General features: G+C 60.9%; 14 protein-coding genes and 1 tRNA gene. 5 read left to right on the top strand and 10 right to left on the bottom strand.

Going from position 1 to position 15380, the window contains the following annotated elements; genetic code table 11:
• Positions 1-15: 15 nt before the first annotated feature.
• Complete coding sequence (locus CHH27_RS23220; protein WP_094073702.1) at positions 16-708, bottom strand: glutathione S-transferase family protein; 693 nt, start codon at positions 706-708, stop codon at positions 16-18.
• A gap of 217 nt (positions 709-925) precedes the next feature.
• On the opposite strand from CHH27_RS23220, the gene CHH27_RS23225 reads away from it, so the two are divergent.
• Entirely contained in the window at positions 926-1732 is an 807-nt protein-coding gene (locus CHH27_RS23225) for an undecaprenyl-diphosphate phosphatase (RefSeq protein ID WP_094073703.1), read from the top strand.
• A 101-nt stretch (positions 1733-1833) separates the two neighbouring features.
• On the opposite strand, the gene CHH27_RS23230 is transcribed toward CHH27_RS23225, so the two are convergent.
• Positions 1834-2901: a YafY family protein gene (locus tag CHH27_RS23230; protein ID WP_208988343.1), complete on the bottom strand. Its 1068-nt coding sequence runs from the start codon at positions 2899-2901 to the stop codon at positions 1834-1836.
• A 134-nt stretch (positions 2902-3035) separates the two neighbouring features.
• On the opposite strand from CHH27_RS23230, the gene CHH27_RS23235 reads away from it, so the two are divergent.
• Positions 3036-3272, top strand: a complete 237-nt coding sequence (locus CHH27_RS23235) for a hypothetical protein (protein WP_094073704.1) — start codon at positions 3036-3038, stop codon at positions 3270-3272.
• A gap of 89 nt (positions 3273-3361) precedes the next feature.
• On the opposite strand, the gene CHH27_RS23240 is transcribed toward CHH27_RS23235, so the two are convergent.
• Together CHH27_RS23240 and CHH27_RS23245 are read right to left on the bottom strand one after the other, a co-directional pair.
• A complete protein-coding gene (locus tag CHH27_RS23240) occupies positions 3362-4621 on the bottom strand; it encodes an MFS transporter (protein WP_094073705.1) in 1260 nt (419 codons plus the stop codon).
• Between the two features lie 375 nt (positions 4622-4996).
• Positions 4997-5968 (bottom strand): complex I NDUFA9 subunit family protein, encoded by a 972-nt coding sequence (locus CHH27_RS23245; protein ID WP_094073706.1) that lies wholly within the window; start codon positions 5966-5968, stop codon positions 4997-4999.
• 179 nt (positions 5969-6147) lie between these two features.
• Here CHH27_RS23245 and CHH27_RS23250 point away from each other — a divergent pair.
• Positions 6148-6234: transfer RNA gene (locus tag CHH27_RS23250), tRNA-Leu, on the top strand.
• A 95-nt stretch (positions 6235-6329) separates the two neighbouring features.
• On the opposite strand, the gene CHH27_RS23255 is transcribed toward CHH27_RS23250, so the two are convergent.
• Positions 6330-6689, bottom strand: a complete 360-nt coding sequence (locus tag CHH27_RS23255; RefSeq protein WP_094073707.1) for an SMR family transporter — start codon at positions 6687-6689, stop codon at positions 6330-6332.
• 117 nt (positions 6690-6806) lie between these two features.
• Here CHH27_RS23255 and CHH27_RS23260 point away from each other — a divergent pair, with 117 nt between their 5' ends.
• Positions 6807-7277 carry a hypothetical protein gene (locus CHH27_RS23260; protein ID WP_157739064.1) on the top strand — a complete coding sequence of 157 codons (471 nt, stop codon included), beginning with the start codon at positions 6807-6809 and terminating at the stop codon, positions 7275-7277.
• Positions 7278-7387: 110 nt separating this feature from the next.
• Here CHH27_RS23260 and CHH27_RS23265 read toward each other — a convergent pair whose 3' ends face one another.
• From CHH27_RS23265 to CHH27_RS23280, 4 genes are all read right to left on the bottom strand, one after another.
• The gene (locus tag CHH27_RS23265) at positions 7388-8218 is read right to left on the bottom strand and encodes a hypothetical protein (protein ID WP_094073709.1); all 831 of its coding nucleotides are present in this window, start codon (positions 8216-8218) and stop codon (positions 7388-7390) included.
• Positions 8219-8417: 199 nt separating this feature from the next.
• Positions 8418-9245, bottom strand: coding sequence for a hypothetical protein (locus tag CHH27_RS23270; protein ID WP_157739065.1), 828 nt, complete (start codon positions 9243-9245; stop codon positions 8418-8420).
• Between the two features lie 42 nt (positions 9246-9287).
• Positions 9288-10955, bottom strand: coding sequence for a sulfatase-like hydrolase/transferase (locus CHH27_RS23275; RefSeq protein WP_094073711.1), 1668 nt, complete (start codon positions 10953-10955; stop codon positions 9288-9290).
• Positions 10956-11027: 72 nt separating this feature from the next.
• Entirely contained in the window at positions 11028-12305 is a 1278-nt protein-coding gene (locus tag CHH27_RS23280) for a DUF3179 domain-containing (seleno)protein (RefSeq protein WP_094073712.1), read from the bottom strand.
• 337 nt (positions 12306-12642) lie between these two features.
• Here CHH27_RS23280 and CHH27_RS23285 point away from each other — a divergent pair, with 337 nt between their 5' ends.
• Positions 12643-13557: a helix-turn-helix domain-containing protein gene (locus CHH27_RS23285; RefSeq protein WP_157739066.1), complete on the top strand. Its 915-nt coding sequence runs from the start codon at positions 12643-12645 to the stop codon at positions 13555-13557.
• 83 nt (positions 13558-13640) lie between these two features.
• Here the strand turns inward: CHH27_RS23285 and CHH27_RS23290 are convergent, their stop codons facing one another.
• Positions 13641-15278, bottom strand: a complete 1638-nt coding sequence (locus CHH27_RS23290) for a sulfatase-like hydrolase/transferase (protein WP_094073714.1) — start codon at positions 15276-15278, stop codon at positions 13641-13643.
• Positions 15279-15380: the final 102 nt, after the last annotated feature.

Below are 15380 nucleotides of genomic sequence, written 5' to 3' on the forward strand. Positions count from 1 at the left end.
CGAACGTGAGCCGTTTCAAAAATCAAGATCGGTGTAAGTGGGTGCCGGCGGCATGCCAAGCACCTTTTCGCTGAGGAGCGGGCGCATGGACGGCCGCGATTTGACACGCGCATACCAGTTCTTGATGTCGTCTTCGCCGCTCCAGGGCACTTCGCCGAGATAGTCGGCACAGGAAAGACCTGCGGCCAGGGCGAAGTCGGCAAAAGTCAGCCGGTCGCCCGCCAGCCAGCGGCGCGAGGCGACCAGATAGCCGAAATATTTCAGGTGATGATGAATGTTGGCGCGTGCGACCCTGAGCGCCGCCGAATCCGGTTCACCGCCGCCCACGGATTTTGGCATGATCTGCTTGTAGATACGCTCGCGGACGAGATGGCCTGTCACTTCCCGGTCGAACTTGTCGAGGCACCAGTCGACAAGGCGACGCGTTTCGGCGCGGGCGTCCGGATGGTCCGGCATCAGCCGCTTGTCGGCAACCGCGTAGCCACGGGTCTCGTCCAGATACTCCATGATCGGACCCGGGCCGCAAATGGCGGGTCCCTCATTTTCCACGATCACCGGAACGGTGCCGGCGGCATTCAGCATCAAGAGCTCCTGCGGCCGCTCCCAGGGATTGACGTGCTGCTCCTCGAAGGCAGCGCCATACTCGCTCAGGATAAGGCGGATGAAGCGCGAGGAGGGGGAAAACGGATGGTGGTAGAGGGTCAGCATTGAGCGGTTAAGAGCCTGAATTGTGGCAAGACGACGTCAGCGGCAGTGGCCTTCTGAAAAGACGCGTTAACGCGAGTTTGCCCTGAATATGGTTATCAAGGGTTTGACGGCGCCCCTTCGCTCCGTCAAATAAGCGGCGGTTCCGGTCGTGCCCCGACGCGCGACAGATACTTGGTCAGGCTTACCCGCATCAAGCGATTTGGAGACAAGATACACAATGGACGGCCAAACGATTGTAAATGCTCTGATTTTGGGGATCGTCGAAGGGCTGACCGAATTCATACCCGTCTCCTCCACCGGCCATATTCTGCTGCTCGGTCACTTTCTGGGCTTTGAAAGCACGGGAAAGACCTTCGAAGTTCTGATTCAGCTGGGCGCCATTCTGGCGATCCTGTCGGTCTATTTCGGCCGTCTCTGGCAGTTGGCAATGGCGCTGCCGAATGACCCCACCAGCCGGCGCTTCGTCTTCGGCATTCTGATCGCGTTCCTGCCGGCCGCCTTCATCGGTGTGATGCTGCACAGCTTCATCAAGGAAGTCTTGTTTGAAACACCGGCGCTGATCTGCACCACGCTGCTGGTCGGTGGCGTCATCCTGCTCTGGATCGACCGGCTGCCGCTGAAACCGCGTTATACAAATGTGATGGACTATCCCCTGTCGCTCTGCTTGAAGATCGGCTTCTGCCAGTGTCTGGCCATGGTGCCGGGGGTCTCGCGCTCCGGCGCCACCATCGCCGGCGCGCTTCTGATGGGCACGGACAAGCGCTCCGCGGCGGAGTTTTCGTTCTTCCTGGCCATGCCGACCATGGCCGGCGCCTTTGCCTATGATCTTTTCAAGAACCGCAATGTGCTCTCCGCCGATGACATCGTGATCATCACAATCGGTTTTGTGGCCTCCTTCATCGCCGGTGTCTTCGTGGTCAAGGGGCTTCTGGATTTCGTCTCCAAACATGGCTTCGCACCCTTTGCCTGGTGGCGGATCTTTGTCGGTCTGGCGGGGTTTGCCGGGCTCTATTTTCTGGGCTGAGGGCAAACACCTAACTGCTTCCCGCTCCGCCGTCTTTCCGGATCGGCGTGCCGCTACCGCTGAACTTGTCCGGAAGGGCGGCTGTGAAGGGCAGTGCCTACTTACGACAACGGATCTGTCTTGTTCGTCACCTGATAGAGCACCGCCAGCTCTTCCAGTTCCGCTGCCAGTTCCTCTCTCAGATGGCTCGGTCCGACCAGCTCCGCGCCCGGGCCAAGCCATCTGACCAGCGGCAGGATGCGGGCGCGTTCGGTGGAGGGAATGCTGATCAGCACCCGCCCGTCCTTCGCCGGTGTGAACACCGCGTGGCGGTAGTACCAGTCGGCGCTGAGTTTCCTGGCCTGGGCCGGCGTGATCAGGATTTCGGCGATGGCCTCCTCCTGTTCCCAGCGGCGCATGGCGCTGGACAGCCAGGCACCGCCCAGGAGGCTCTGGATCGAGAATTCCCTGTTGGGGCGAAAGAACATGCCGCTGATTTCCAGGTCCCGCACCCGGTCGGCCCGGTAGACCTTCAGGACATTCGTGTCGACGCAGCGGCCGGCAAGATACCACAGGTCCCGGTCGAACATGACGCCATAGGGTTCGACATCATGGGCCTTGACGGTCTGCCGTACCGGATTGACATGGTCGAAGCGCACCCGCTTGCCATCCAGGATACCGGCCATGAACCCGTCCAGAGCCGCCTGCCAGTCTTCGGTCGGCTGGGCCTTGGTGCCGGAATGAAAGATGTCCGGCGGGATCGGCTCGATACCGACAATGCGGTCGGCGTCCTTCAGCAGTCCGTGCACCGTCTTCGGCAGGGAGGCAAGCAGCTTCTTTTCGGCCGCGTCCAGTTCGGCAGCCAGCGGCACCGTGCGGCTGGAGCGCACCAGTGCCATGGCCGCCAGCAGGGCAGCCGTCTCGTTGCGGGTCAGCGCCACAGGCGGTTGCAGATAGCCGCTGGCCAGCCGATAGCCGCCTTCCGCACCGCGCTCGGCATCGACAGGAACACCAAGCGCGATCAGCCGGTCAATGTCCCGGTAGATGGTTCTGAGCGACACCTTGAAGCGCTCGGCAAGGGTCGTTGCCGGCACCAGTTTGCCCCCGGTCAGCAGCAGCAGGATACCGAGGGCGCGTTCGATCGGGTTCATGAAATGGATCTCGAAGGCGGTTGATTCAAAAAAAATCATACCCCGTGAACAGAACGGGATCAAACATGACTCACAGCTGTCAGGATTGCTTTGTCATTCTCTCCCTGTCCCCAGCGAACCGGATGCGCACGTCCCCGCGAACCGGACGCGTCAATGTCCCTTGGAGAAGTGAGATGAGCCTTGAGATCGACACCATTTTTCGCAGCCGTGCCCATAGCCGCAGCCTTCTGCTATCTGCCCTTCGTGCATGTGCCGAAGGCCTCCGCGCTTATTTCAATCGCCGGGCAACTGACCGGGCCTTGTCTTACCTGAACGACGATGATCTGCGCGACATCGGCCTGATGCGCACGCCGGATGGCTATCGCGAACTGCGCAGTGACCGTTTCGGTCCGGGGTGCTGGAAGGGCTGATCCCCGCCGCCAAGTGGCAGCCTTTCATTTGCCCCGCCCCGCACCGGAACAAAACCGCCCGTCCTGCCCCTGGGACGGGCGGTTTGCCCTTAGCCGGCGTTGCGACGCGTCAGCGCCTTGATCTCCGGTTTGTTCCAGGCCAGGAACATCACCACCAGTGCAACCACCGCCGCGATGATGACGCCGTAGAACGGCAGATCCAGATCGAGCCCGATCAGCTCTCCGCCCAGCAGCGAAATCACACCGGCCACCAGCGTGAAAACGGCAATGGTGACGCCCATCACCCAGCCCTGCTCCTCGTCGCTGACCGCGGCCGAATAAAGGCCGAGGAACGTGGGATAGGCGATGCCGAAGACAAAATAGAAGCAGAAGATCGGGATATAGGTCATCCAGGCGGCCGGCGCGGCGACAAAGGCGGCCGCTGAAATCGCCCAGACCGTGAAGGTGATGCCCAGGATAGCTTCCTTGCTGAAACGCTTTTGCGCCGGCACCACCAGAAACGTGCTGGAAAAGGCAAGCGCTGCGCCGATCGTCAGCATCACCATGGACCCGCCAAGCGTGCCGTAGCCGAAGCGGCTGGTCAGGTAATTGTCGACGAAGATGTAGAACGACAGATTGGCGATGTGGAAGAAGAAGAACACGACCGTCAGCCGCAGCACCAGCGGGTACTTGCCGATGCGCAGGAGCAGCTCGAAGATCTCCGCCGGGCGGAACACGAATGTGCCGCTCTCTTCCGCATCGTGCTGGTCCTTGAACGACGTGATGACGAGCACGATTGCAATCAGCACCAGCACGAAACAGGCATAAAACGGCAGCTTGACGCTAGCGATGCTGCCGATCAGCACGGGATCGGACAACAGCCCGCCGATCAGCGGTCCGCCGACCAGGCCGAAGCTGACGCCCGTGATGATGTAGCCCATGTTGCGGTTGCGGTCCTCGTCGTCGACGCTGCCGTCGATCATCGCCGCCTGGGCGATCGGCTGGTTGCCGGCCGTCAGGCCGGTGATGGCGCGGCCGAGGATCATCAGGAGGAAGCTGTTGAGATAAAGCGCGACAATGGTCAGGCCGTAGCCGACCAGCGCGCCGGCGAGGCAGATCAGGATCGCCTTCTTGCGCCCGATCACATCGGAGAGTTTGGAGATATAGGGCGCGCCGAAAAACCAGCACAGGAAAAAGACGCCGATGATCAGGCCATAGTCGAAATGACGGGCGGCCTCGGACGTGTCCCTGGGCAAAAGCCCGGTGCCGGGCTCCATGATCAGGCTGTTGAGGATCGGAAACACGAGCCCCTGGCCGAGCAGGTCGACAAACACCACGAACAGCAGCGTGACCTTGGCAGTAAACGACATGAAGCCCCTCCCGATCCCGTGTCGATCTCCCAACGGTAGGCGAAGAGGCAGAGGGCGGCAATCAAAAGGTGTTAAAGCCGGGCTCAAGGCCCGCCTCAGATTGCAGACAAAGCCTCAGCATGTCATTCCGGACAAGTGCAGCTTGGCTGCGCGCCGATCCGGAACCTAGCGTGTCAGCGCGAGCGATAGCGAGCACCAAACCAATCAAGTCTCTGATCTTGCGAATAAGGACGCGCCTTCGGCGCGAAATGCTCGCTGGATTCCGGATCTGGCCATGCAGCTGCGCTGCAGACCGTCCGGAATGACGGAGCAACTTAGTCAGCAGTCTGAGGCGGACCCGAAGACGCGCGCTAAAACACAGAGGCTCCGGAGACCTTACGCCGGCCGGTGGGCGTCGTACTGGCCGTGCTCGCGGTACCGGTCCAGATAGGTCGGCAGGACCGCTGCCAGGGTCGCCGGCGAAATGCCGATGCCTTCCAGCGTGCGGCCGTCTTTTTGGGCGCTGTCCGAGACGACATTGTCGGTCTTGAGCAGCTCGACCTGGTCGGCGGTGAACGGCGCCATCGGGAACATCTGGAACACCTTGCCCATGGCGGACGCGACCGGGAACGGGATCGGCAGCAAGACGCGCGAGCGGCGGGTGATCTCCAGCATGTCGCCAAGGCAGTCGCGGAAGCTTTTGACCTCCGGTCCTCCGAGTTCATAGACGCCGGGGTTCAATTCACCGTCGACGGCCCGGGCAACGGCTTCAGCAACATCGCAGACATAGACCGGCTGGAACTTGCTGTCGCCGCCGCCGAGCAGCGGCAGGGCCGGGGCAAAGCGGGCCATGTCGGCAAACTTGTTGAAGAACTCGTCTTCCGGACCAAACACAATCGACGGGCGCAGGATGACACTGTCGGGCAGGGTTTCCAGGACGCCGGCTTCTCCCGCCGCCTTTGACCGGGCATAGGCGGAAGTGCTGTCGGCATCTGCGCCGATGGCCGAGATATGGGTCACGCGGGCAAGACCGGCCCCGCGTGCGGCTTCGGCGATGGCGCGCGGGCCGAAGGCCTGCACGGCATCGAAGCTCTGCTTGCCGGTGGGCGCCAGGATGCCGACGCAATTGACCACGGCATCGGCACCGATCACGGCACGGTCGACGGACCAGCGGTAGCGCAGGTTCGCCTGCACCGGCATGATCTGTCCCGGCGCGCCGAGCGGCTGCAGGTGCGTGGCGAGATCCGGCCGGCGCACGGCAGCGCGCACCCGGTAGCCGCGCCTTGCCAGCGCCTGAACGATGTGGCGGCCGAGAAAGCCCGATCCGCCAAAGATCGTGACGAGTTTGCCGTTGAGTGCTGTGGACATTGTCGAAATGCCTTCTGTCGCGTCCAAAAGGGGAGGCGGCCCAAGATTTTGGCCGACTCTGTCAGGGAGTTTCTTACCCCCTTGGCGAGGGTCTGTGAAGGGCGGGCTGTGAATGAAGAAAAAAAGTCGCACAGAGTGATTGACAAGCCCCCTGACCACCCTTACAAGCCCCCCTCACAGCCCAGGTGGCGGAATTGGTAGACGCGCTAGCTTCAGGTGCTAGTGCTCGCAAGGGCGTGGAGGTTCGAGTCCTCTCCTGGGCACCAAATTCCGGTTTCGGATCGACTACCATCGACCGAAACACTCGCAAAAAAGCTCCGGTTCGCCGGGGCTTTTTTTGTGTTTGGGGAAACCTCCTCCCTCAATGCCCCACCGCCTTGGAAAACACGTTGATCACCACCACTCCGGCGATGATCAGGCCGAGGCCGAGAATGGCCGGCCAGTCGAGGGTCTGTTTGAAGACCAGCCAGGCGACCAGGGTGATCAGGACGATGCCGGCGCCGGACCAGACGGCATAGACGATGCCGGTGGGCAGGACGCGGATCGGGTAGGACAAGAGCCAGAAGGACAGGGCGTAACCGACGATCGTGATCGCGGATGGCACCAGCCGGGTGAAGTTTTCCGTTTTCGCCAGGGCCGATGTGGCGATCACCTCGGCGACAATGGCGGCGGCCAGAAACAGATAGGTGGCGGCGGGGCTGAACAGCGGGCTAGCGGGCATTTCGGGCTCTCTTGCGGGGATCCGGCAAAACATGATCGGATGAGCTCTGACCGGGCTTTCACCGAAAGGCAAGAGATATCCAGCCGGAAAAGCTCAGATCCGCTGTCGGGAGGGCGCATGACGGGCAGAAAAGGACTTTCCAAGGGCGTGACGCGCTTCGCTGTCGCTGCCTTTGCCATCACGACGCTGATCCTGCTGTTGCCGGGATATCTCACGTCCTGGCAGGCGGAGCCGCCGCATGACGCCGAGTTTTATGTCAGCCAGGCATTCGAGCGGCGTCAACGCGTGTTCGATGAAAGCGGCGCCTTTGGCCGCCTGCCGGCGGATGCAGCGTTTGGCGACGTCACGACGTTTTCCTGCGCCCGCTCTGCCGCGGCGCGTCTGGAGTTCGGCTGGCGCGGGGCCCGCGAACGCCTCTATGACTGCCCGGCTGTCTTCAGGGACCAGGAGGGCCGGGCCTATACCTGGGTGTTTCGATTGATTGCCGATGAGGACGCCGCCGCGGCGCCGTCACCGGAAGGCTACCGCACGCTTCATATCGACGCGATCGATGCCCGCGTGCTGCTGGAGCAGAAGAAGCTTCTGTGAGACTCCAGGACAGCCTGTCGATCAATGCCCGGCCCATATGTCACCGACGTTGGCGATGAGGCGCGGCACACGCGGGACGCAGGATCAGCTTTTTCCCAGGTGCTCTGGCATCAGAACTTGTAGGAGCTTTCCAAAAGCAGGCCATAGCGGTGATAGTTCTGGTCGAAAACCACTTTTTCGCCCGTCGGAATGTAGCGCCGGTCAAAGTTGGATTTCAGCCACCAGTACCGGCCGCCGACGCCAAGTTGCCAGTTCGGCGTCAGGCTGGCCGTCAGCATGGCGTCGGCTTCCACACCATAGGACCAGTTGCTTTCCCAGCTCTGGATCTTGTTGTGGGCCCAGGGCACACCGGCAACATCCACGGTCCAGCCGAAGCGCTGGTTGAAGTCGCCCTCGGCGCTGACGCCGACGCGGATCGCGTGCCAGTCGCGCGACTGTTCATAGGTTCTGGAATTGCGGCGCATGGACAGGTCGTCGGAGAGATACTGATAACCGACAAAACCTTTCAGCCGGGCCTGATTGCCGGCCAGCTGCGCAATTTGCCAGCCGCCGTCGACCACCACATAACTGAGCGTGGTCTGGTCCTTCTGGTCCATCTCGACACCGAGCAGCTCCGCGCTACCGCTGACATTGCGGCCAAGGCCGACATAGGCCCGCATGAAGGCGCCTTCGCTGGTGTCCTCCAGCGTGCCGACCAGCTCGGCCGTGTGAGACCTGACATTGTCGGTGGAAGACAGGTCGAAACCGGACCCGAGAAAACTCGAATTGTCGAGATCGGAGCGCGACTGGCTGTACCAGTAACGCAAGCCGATGCTGCCGCGCAGAGCCGACGTCTGGTAGAGCTGGCCGCTCGCCGGATAGGGATCGGCCGCAACGGCCGGAATTGTCACGCAGGCCAGCAGGCACAGACCCACCGGCAGCGACAGAAAATCTCTTTTCATCACTGAAACACCGTCTTTGGAAAGAAATGCAGTTTCGCGTTAAAGGTGTATCAGCTTATTGCCACTTATGGTTAATGATAGGTGAAGATGCACCTGTCAAAAACACTTGTGACGACAGGGGCAATCAATCGCCGCGAAAACCTGAGCCGGCCAGGGCCGGTTCGATCAGGAAATCGGAAGCCGGTCCGCCGGCGGAGCTCTAGAACCGCGCCGCTATTCCCAGGAGCGGGCCATGAGTGATGGTGTCATAGGCAAAGCTGGCCGTTCCCGATTTGCCATTGTCGTAATCGACGCCGAGCGCCTTGTATTGCAGGTGGGCGGACCAGGTCTTGTTGAAGTGGTAGCCGGCACCGGCCTGAACGTTCCAGGTAAAGTCGGAGGCAGCCCCGAAGCCGCCGATATCGCCGCGCGCATTGACCGACCATTTGTCGTTGATCATGTGAAAGGCGCGCACACCGATGACCGGATCGATCCAGTTGTCGCCTCGGCTGATGGTGAAATTGCCGGCAAACGTACCGGTGGCGTTCAGATCAAGATCAATGTCCCAGTAACGCCCGCCAGCATAGATATCGATGGAAGTCTGCGGCGTCGCATAGGCCCGGTAAAAGCCCATCCCCTCCAGGATCAGCTGGCTGACGCCGACGCGGATCCGGCCGCCTCCGCGCGGGGTGTCGGTGGCACTGCCCAGGTTCATGTAGGCAACATCCAGCATGGCGCCGACTTTCTGCTGGTAGATCAGCTCCGTGCGGATCATGCCGCCAAAGCGCAGGTTTTCCAGAATGTCATCCGTGCCGATGTCGATGTCGGTGTTGGGCAGCCGGCCGACCTGGGATGTGCCGGTGATGTTGGCGGCGACAAAATAGGGTGCCACGAGGAATTCCCAGGTCTTGTCGATGCGCTGATTGACCGGCTCTGTCACCGGGGCCGGGTCATAGGCCAGGTCCGCTGCGCCGGCCAGGGACGGCAAGAGTAGGCTCACCAGAACGGCAGCGCCGCGCTGCAATGATGGTTTGAGGCACGTGTTCATGCGGTGTGTTCCCCTTTTCAATCCCAATTCTGCGCGCAAAGCCTAGCGCTCCGGCACCTGGCGCATGAACAGATATTCCTCGACCATTGCCCTGGTCTCGGGTCTCAGGTTTTCGATACCCTCATAAGGCATGCCGAAGCCCGGCTGCTCGTCAGGGTATTTCTTTTTTCGCATCATGTGGCGCTGAAGCATATTGACAAATTTCGCACTTCCCCAGGCACCGATCTCCGTCGACACGGGGTAGCGCTCCTGCGGGTCGCGGAAGAGGTCGTAGAAATCGGCCAGGATGGCGTTTTCGATACCGCCGCCCGGGATCGACAGCTTGAACTGTTCCTTGATCACCGCTTCCAGCTTGTTGATGTTGTAAAGGAAAACGTAGTCGCGCCGACCGAATGTCTCTCCGTTGAGCAGCAGGGAAGTCTGGTCGATACCATCAATGATCCGGTCCGTCGGCACCTTGTCGAGCGCGCCGCCGAGCCGGGCCAGGGTCGTGAAAAGGTCGCTGACATGGACCATGTCGCCGACGACGGAGCTTGGTTTGATCACGCCTGGCCAGCGGACAAACGCATCGACGCGCACGCCGCCTTCCGTGGTGTCCCCCTTGCCGCCGCGGAAGATCATCGGCGTGTAGCCTGACTGCGAGGAGTATTTGGTGAAGTGACCGTTGTCGCCCATGACGATGACAATAGTGTTGTCACTCACCCCGAGCGTCTCCATCTCCGTCATCAGCTCACCGATCCAGCTGTCCACCAGCTTCATCTTTTCCACGTAGTTTCCACCATTCGGTGTTGTGTAGGTGTCCGTCGTGGTTCGCGGTCCTGTCAGCGGATAAAGCGGCCAGTATTGCAGAAAGAACGGCTTGTCCGCCGCAGCCAGCTCGCGCAGCTGCTCCATGGCCTGGGTTTGATACCGGACATTCATCTCGTGGTATTTGGCTTCCGTCCAGCGCTCGCCCGGTTCCATGTCGACTTCACGAACAGGCTCGTTGCGGAGCCCTTCGACGCCGGTTACCAGACGCGAGGCATCCGTCCGGAACCAGGTGTCCAGGGTAAAGCGGTCGTCGTAATTGTTGGACCCGATGCCGATCGACACCTCTTCATCGGCGGCGTCGTCGTGATAGATGGTCAGCTGGCCTTGCTGGTGGATCGGGAAGGCTGCGTAGTCGAAGCCCTGGAAATTGGGCCAGGACTGCTGCACGTCGCCCATATGCCACTTGCCGACATGGGACGTGTTGTAGCCGGCCTCCGACAGGACTTCGGCCAGGGTCACTTCCTTGTCGGCCAGACCGTAGCCGGAGAGCTCGACCTGCGTATTGCCCATGCCGTTGCGGTGCGGCTGCCGGCCGGTCATGAAGGCGACGCGGGTCGGTGTGCAGGAGGGTTCGGTGTACATGCGCGCCAGGCGCATGCCTTCGCTGGCGATTTCGTTGATCGCCGGGGTCCTGTATCCGCGAATGGCATTCAAGGTCTCGCTGCCGAGATCTCCAAAGCCGATGTCATCAATCAGGATGTAGAAAATATTGGGGGGCTTGCCGCCGTTCTGCGCCCTGAATTCGGCCAGCGCGGCGTTCAGGCTTTCGTCCTCGGCCGCCCATTTTTCAGCATGTTGTGCCTGAAGAATATAGTACTCCGCGTCATGCACGATGCTGTCCTGAGCTTGCGCCGGAAGTGTGATCACCAGGGATGCCAGGGCCGTCAGAAGTCTCTTCATGCCGTACTCCACCTCAAAAATCTGATTGGTCTTGCAAGTCCGGAAAGGTGCGATACGTGCACACATCTACGCTCACTGGGCCGCCTCCGACGCCGCAGTTCCAGTCGTCTCAGGGCTTTCCGACCGGACGGCACTACCGATGCGATTGATGTCCGTGTGCGGGAAAAAATCGGCCCAGACATGCCAGAACATGCCCGGGCGCACAGTCTCGACCCGGGTCAGCTGTCCAGCCGGCGTCTTGCCGAAGACATCCACGTCCGTGACCGGAGCGCCGGTATCATTGTACCAGATGCCAAGGCTTTCGAATTTCGGGTCCCAGGCAACAACAAGGTCGCGACCGCCCACGCTCGCATTGACGACATTTCCCTGTTCGACCACGAAATCATCGGTCCAGCACACCACGTCGCCGTTGATCACGACACCCCAGACATAGGTCTTGTTGTGCAGCCGGTCATCGCTGCGGGACATGTTCTGGATGATCGGCTCCCTGACCCGGTGCTGTCGGGCGATCTCGGAAGAGAAGATGGTTTCAATGGCCAGATCGAACAGGCGCAAAAGCGGATTGGACGCGGGTTTGTTGATGAACACCGTGCCGTCCGGATAGGCCTTGGAAAACCCGCGCATGGTCATGCGGAAGGTCGGCCATGGTTTCATCGCCAGTTCCGGTTTGACCGGACAGCTGGTGCCTTCCGCAGTGGCACTGGCATCCCGGTCGCGAAAGCCGAAGATCTGCTGGATGGGTTCGCCGGTCCTGTTGTCACGCAGGATCAGGTTGTTGCTGTGCTGGGCCAGGACTTCAAGATCCAGCGCTTCGCCGGCCACGGTCGGTGTATAACCGACCCCCAGATTGGCCATGGCGCAGTAGGTCATGATGACATTCTCGCCATCGAGGCCGTCCTTGTTGCCGGCCAGATGCGGCCGCATGATCTGGGCATCCGGGTGAGCACGGGCGATGCCGTTGTTTTCAATGACAATGACCGGGCTGGACGGACTGACCCATTCCGACGCTTCGCTGATGGGAAAGTATTGCGCGCTGGTTTTCTGATTGCGCAGGCCGACATGCACCCAGACATAGGGAAAGACCAGCAGAACGGCGCCAAGGAGAAACGCAATCAGCCACAGCCAGAAGAGCCCGCCCCCGAGCAGGAAATGCGCCGCGGTCATGATCACCAGTCCGGTCACGCCAAGCGCAACCAGCCGGTACTCATTGCGGATGAACCGGGCCATGTTCTCCCGCTTCACCTTCAGGAACATCTGGGTCACGTCGCCGAGATCACGGAAATAAAGGCCGCCAATGCCCAGGGCTACGACAAGTCCGGCATAGAACAGCAGATTGGCAACGAGGGACATGACTTCCGGTTCTCCAAACTTGTTTCGGCTGGACTAATGCAGTGGCGGCCCTTGCAGGACCTCGACCCGTGCGGTCCCGGATGCACCGCTGGAAAGCGTGGTATCCAACAGTGTGCTCAAAGTTGTCTCAACGTCAATTGCCGCCTGGCGGATGATGTGGCTGCGGAGGGGCAAGCAACGTTTGGAACAGGAAACCGATTTTGGATCGCACAGGGTAAGGTACGGATACGTCATGACTTTCTCCGAAAAGCAAATTGACAATACCGGCCCCAGCGTGATGGCATGATCCAAATTGCGAAACGAGGGCGCTGATTTGGAAGGCAGCAGGTTCCAGACATTGATTGCGGCCGAATTTACGGACGTTGATCAGCTGTGCGAGAACGCCCGGCACTGGGATCTCAGTTTCCGGCCCCTGGCGGCGCCGGCCGGGTCCGGCGCCCTTGCCAGGATGTTGCAGGGCCGGGCGCGGCGGATCGATTATTCCTATGCCCGCTTTCTGGTTGGGCTCGACCAGCGCGGGGCGCCACCGGCCGGCAAATACACGTTCACCATTCCAGGATCGTCGCTGGGCCAGCTCTGGTGGCGCGGACAGACGACCGGTGCCCAGGATATCCTGGTCTTCTCGCCGTCCTCGGAGCTGGCTTCTTTCTCCGGCCCGGATTTTGAGGTTCATCTGATTTCGGTCACACCGGAAGACCTTGCAGCCTATGCGGAGCGGCGTGGTCTCGAGGTGCCTGCAAAGGCCCGGCTTCCAAGCGTTTTCAAACTGCCGGTTGCTCATCTGCGGCGGGCGCGAGGGGTGCTGGCAGGACTTGGCGCCGGTCCTAGCCCCTTCGCGTTCTGTGATCTCGATATCCTGGCGGAGGACCTGGTGTGCAGCTGGCTGAGCCAGGCCGGTCTCCGCCCGCGCAGAACGGATCCCAGCGCATCCGGACGCGTTGTCGATGCCTTTCTGGAGCGTGTGTCGGAGGGGGACGTCAGGGACCTTCGGATCTCGGACCTGTGCGTTGCCGGAAACATCTCCAGGCGGGCCCTGGAGCTGACCTTTCGGGAACGGTTCGGAGTTTCGCCATCCGCCTTTCTCAAACGCATGCGTCTCTGCCAGGCCTATCGCGACCTGACGGTGGCAAGCAGTATCGACCGCACTGTTGGTGATGTCATGGACAAGGTTGGTCTCACCCATGTCGGCCGCTTCGCACAGGAGTATCGCAGCCTGTTCGGCGAGTTGCCGTCTCATACGCTGGCCCAATAGAGGTGCGCCAAGGTCGCACATGCTTTTGCTGCGACGCAGCGCCCCCGCGGCCTTGTTCAGGGCTTCCGAGCCGATCACCAGCGTCACTGCCAGCTCATGAACATATCCCGGGTGAGTTCGGTTTCCGGCCTCAGGTTTTCAATTCCCTCATAGGGCGTGTCCTTGCCGAGCGGCAGATGAGGGTATCTGGCAATGGTCTTCTGATGCCGCTTGACCATGTCCTGGAAGGACGCGCCGGACCAGAGCGAATAGCCGACCAGAGGAAACTCTTCCCGCGGGTCTCTGTAGATGTTGAAGACATTTGCGGCTGCGCCTGGCTGGCCCGGGGCGGGCAGATGCATCTTGAATTCCTGTTTTACGACGGAGCGCAGCACCGGGCCCTCGTAGACATAAACGTAATCGCGCCTGGAATTGCCCTCGCCTTCCAGCAGCAGGGCGGTTTGGTCGACACCGTCAATCACCCGGTCACGGGGGATGTGTGCCGTCGCTCCGGCTATCCGCGCAAGCGTGGTGAAGAGATCCGAGACATGCACGATGTCGCCGGCTGCACTGCCGGCTTCGATCACGCCCGGCCAGCGGATAAAGGCATCCGTGCGCACGCCACCTTCCAGGTGCTGGGTCTTGCCGCCCCGATAGATAAGCTGATTGAGGCCAGATGTGCCTTCGTAGTGATACATGAGGCCGTTGTCAGCCATCAGAACGACAATGGTGTTGTCGCGGAGCCCCAGCGCGTCGACCTTTGCCAGCAGCTCCCCGATCCAGCCGTCCAGCAGCTGCAATTTATCCGCATGAAAACCGCCGTTTCTGGAAAGCGCCTCGTCGGGATAGACAAAGTTGAGCGGATAAAGCGGCCAGTACTGCAGGAAAAATGGCTGGCCCTCGCCCGCGAGACGTTCCAGTTGCTCAAGGATCTGGCGCTGGTAGCGCTCGTTCATGTCTTCGTATTTCGCCTGGGTCCATTCTTCGCCGGGAGCCATGTCGACCTCCCGAGCGGTTCCGCCGGCGGTTGCCTCCACGCCCGTCACCAGGCCATAGGGTTTGAAGCGCTGATCGATCGCGAATGAGCTGCTCTGACCGGAAGGGTGGTAACCGAGCATGTTGTTGGCCTGCATGGCTTCGCGGGTCATCAGGCTAAGCTGCACCTGCTGATGAAGAGGAAAGGCAGCCCAGTCAAAGCCCTGATTGTGGGGGTATGCTTCCTCGATGTCTCCCTGGTGCCACTTGCCGACATGAGCGGTGTTGTAGCCTTCCTGCTTCAGGACTTCGGGAAGCGTGACCTCGTCCTTGGACAAGCCCTCGCCGACAAGAGCAACTTTGACTTCCTCGACACCTGCCCGGATCGGATGCCGGCCGGTCAGAAACGCTGTGCGTGTCGGTGTGCAGGACGGCTCGGTATACATGCGCATGAGCGACAGGCCGTCTGCGGCGAGTTGGTTGATGTTCGGCGTGTCGATGCCCATGACGTAGTTCATCTTCCGGCTGCCCATCTGCCCGAAGCTGACGTCGTCGATCAGGATGTAGAGAATGTTGGGCGGTTTGCCGTTATTGGCGTCCTGAAGCTCGGCAAGTCTTGCATCCAGGCGGGAATCCTGCTGCGCCCAGGCCTCGCCCTTCTGTGCGAGAAGAAAGGCAAATTCGCCATCATGAACGATCTGGTCCTGCGCAACGCTCTCGCCAATGAGAAATGACAGGGCCGCAGCCAACCCAAATAGCTTTTTCATCTGATCCCTCGCGTTTGACACGGACAGGCGGCTCTGCCGGGCTTCAAGAGCTTGGGGAAGCTGTTGGCGCCTTGCCGCGGTATCTCCCGTTGCGGAAAGACT

The sequence above is a fragment of the Labrenzia sp. VG12 genome (assembly GCF_002237595.1).
In the GTDB taxonomy this organism is placed as follows: Bacteria; Pseudomonadota; Alphaproteobacteria; order Rhizobiales; family Stappiaceae; genus Roseibium.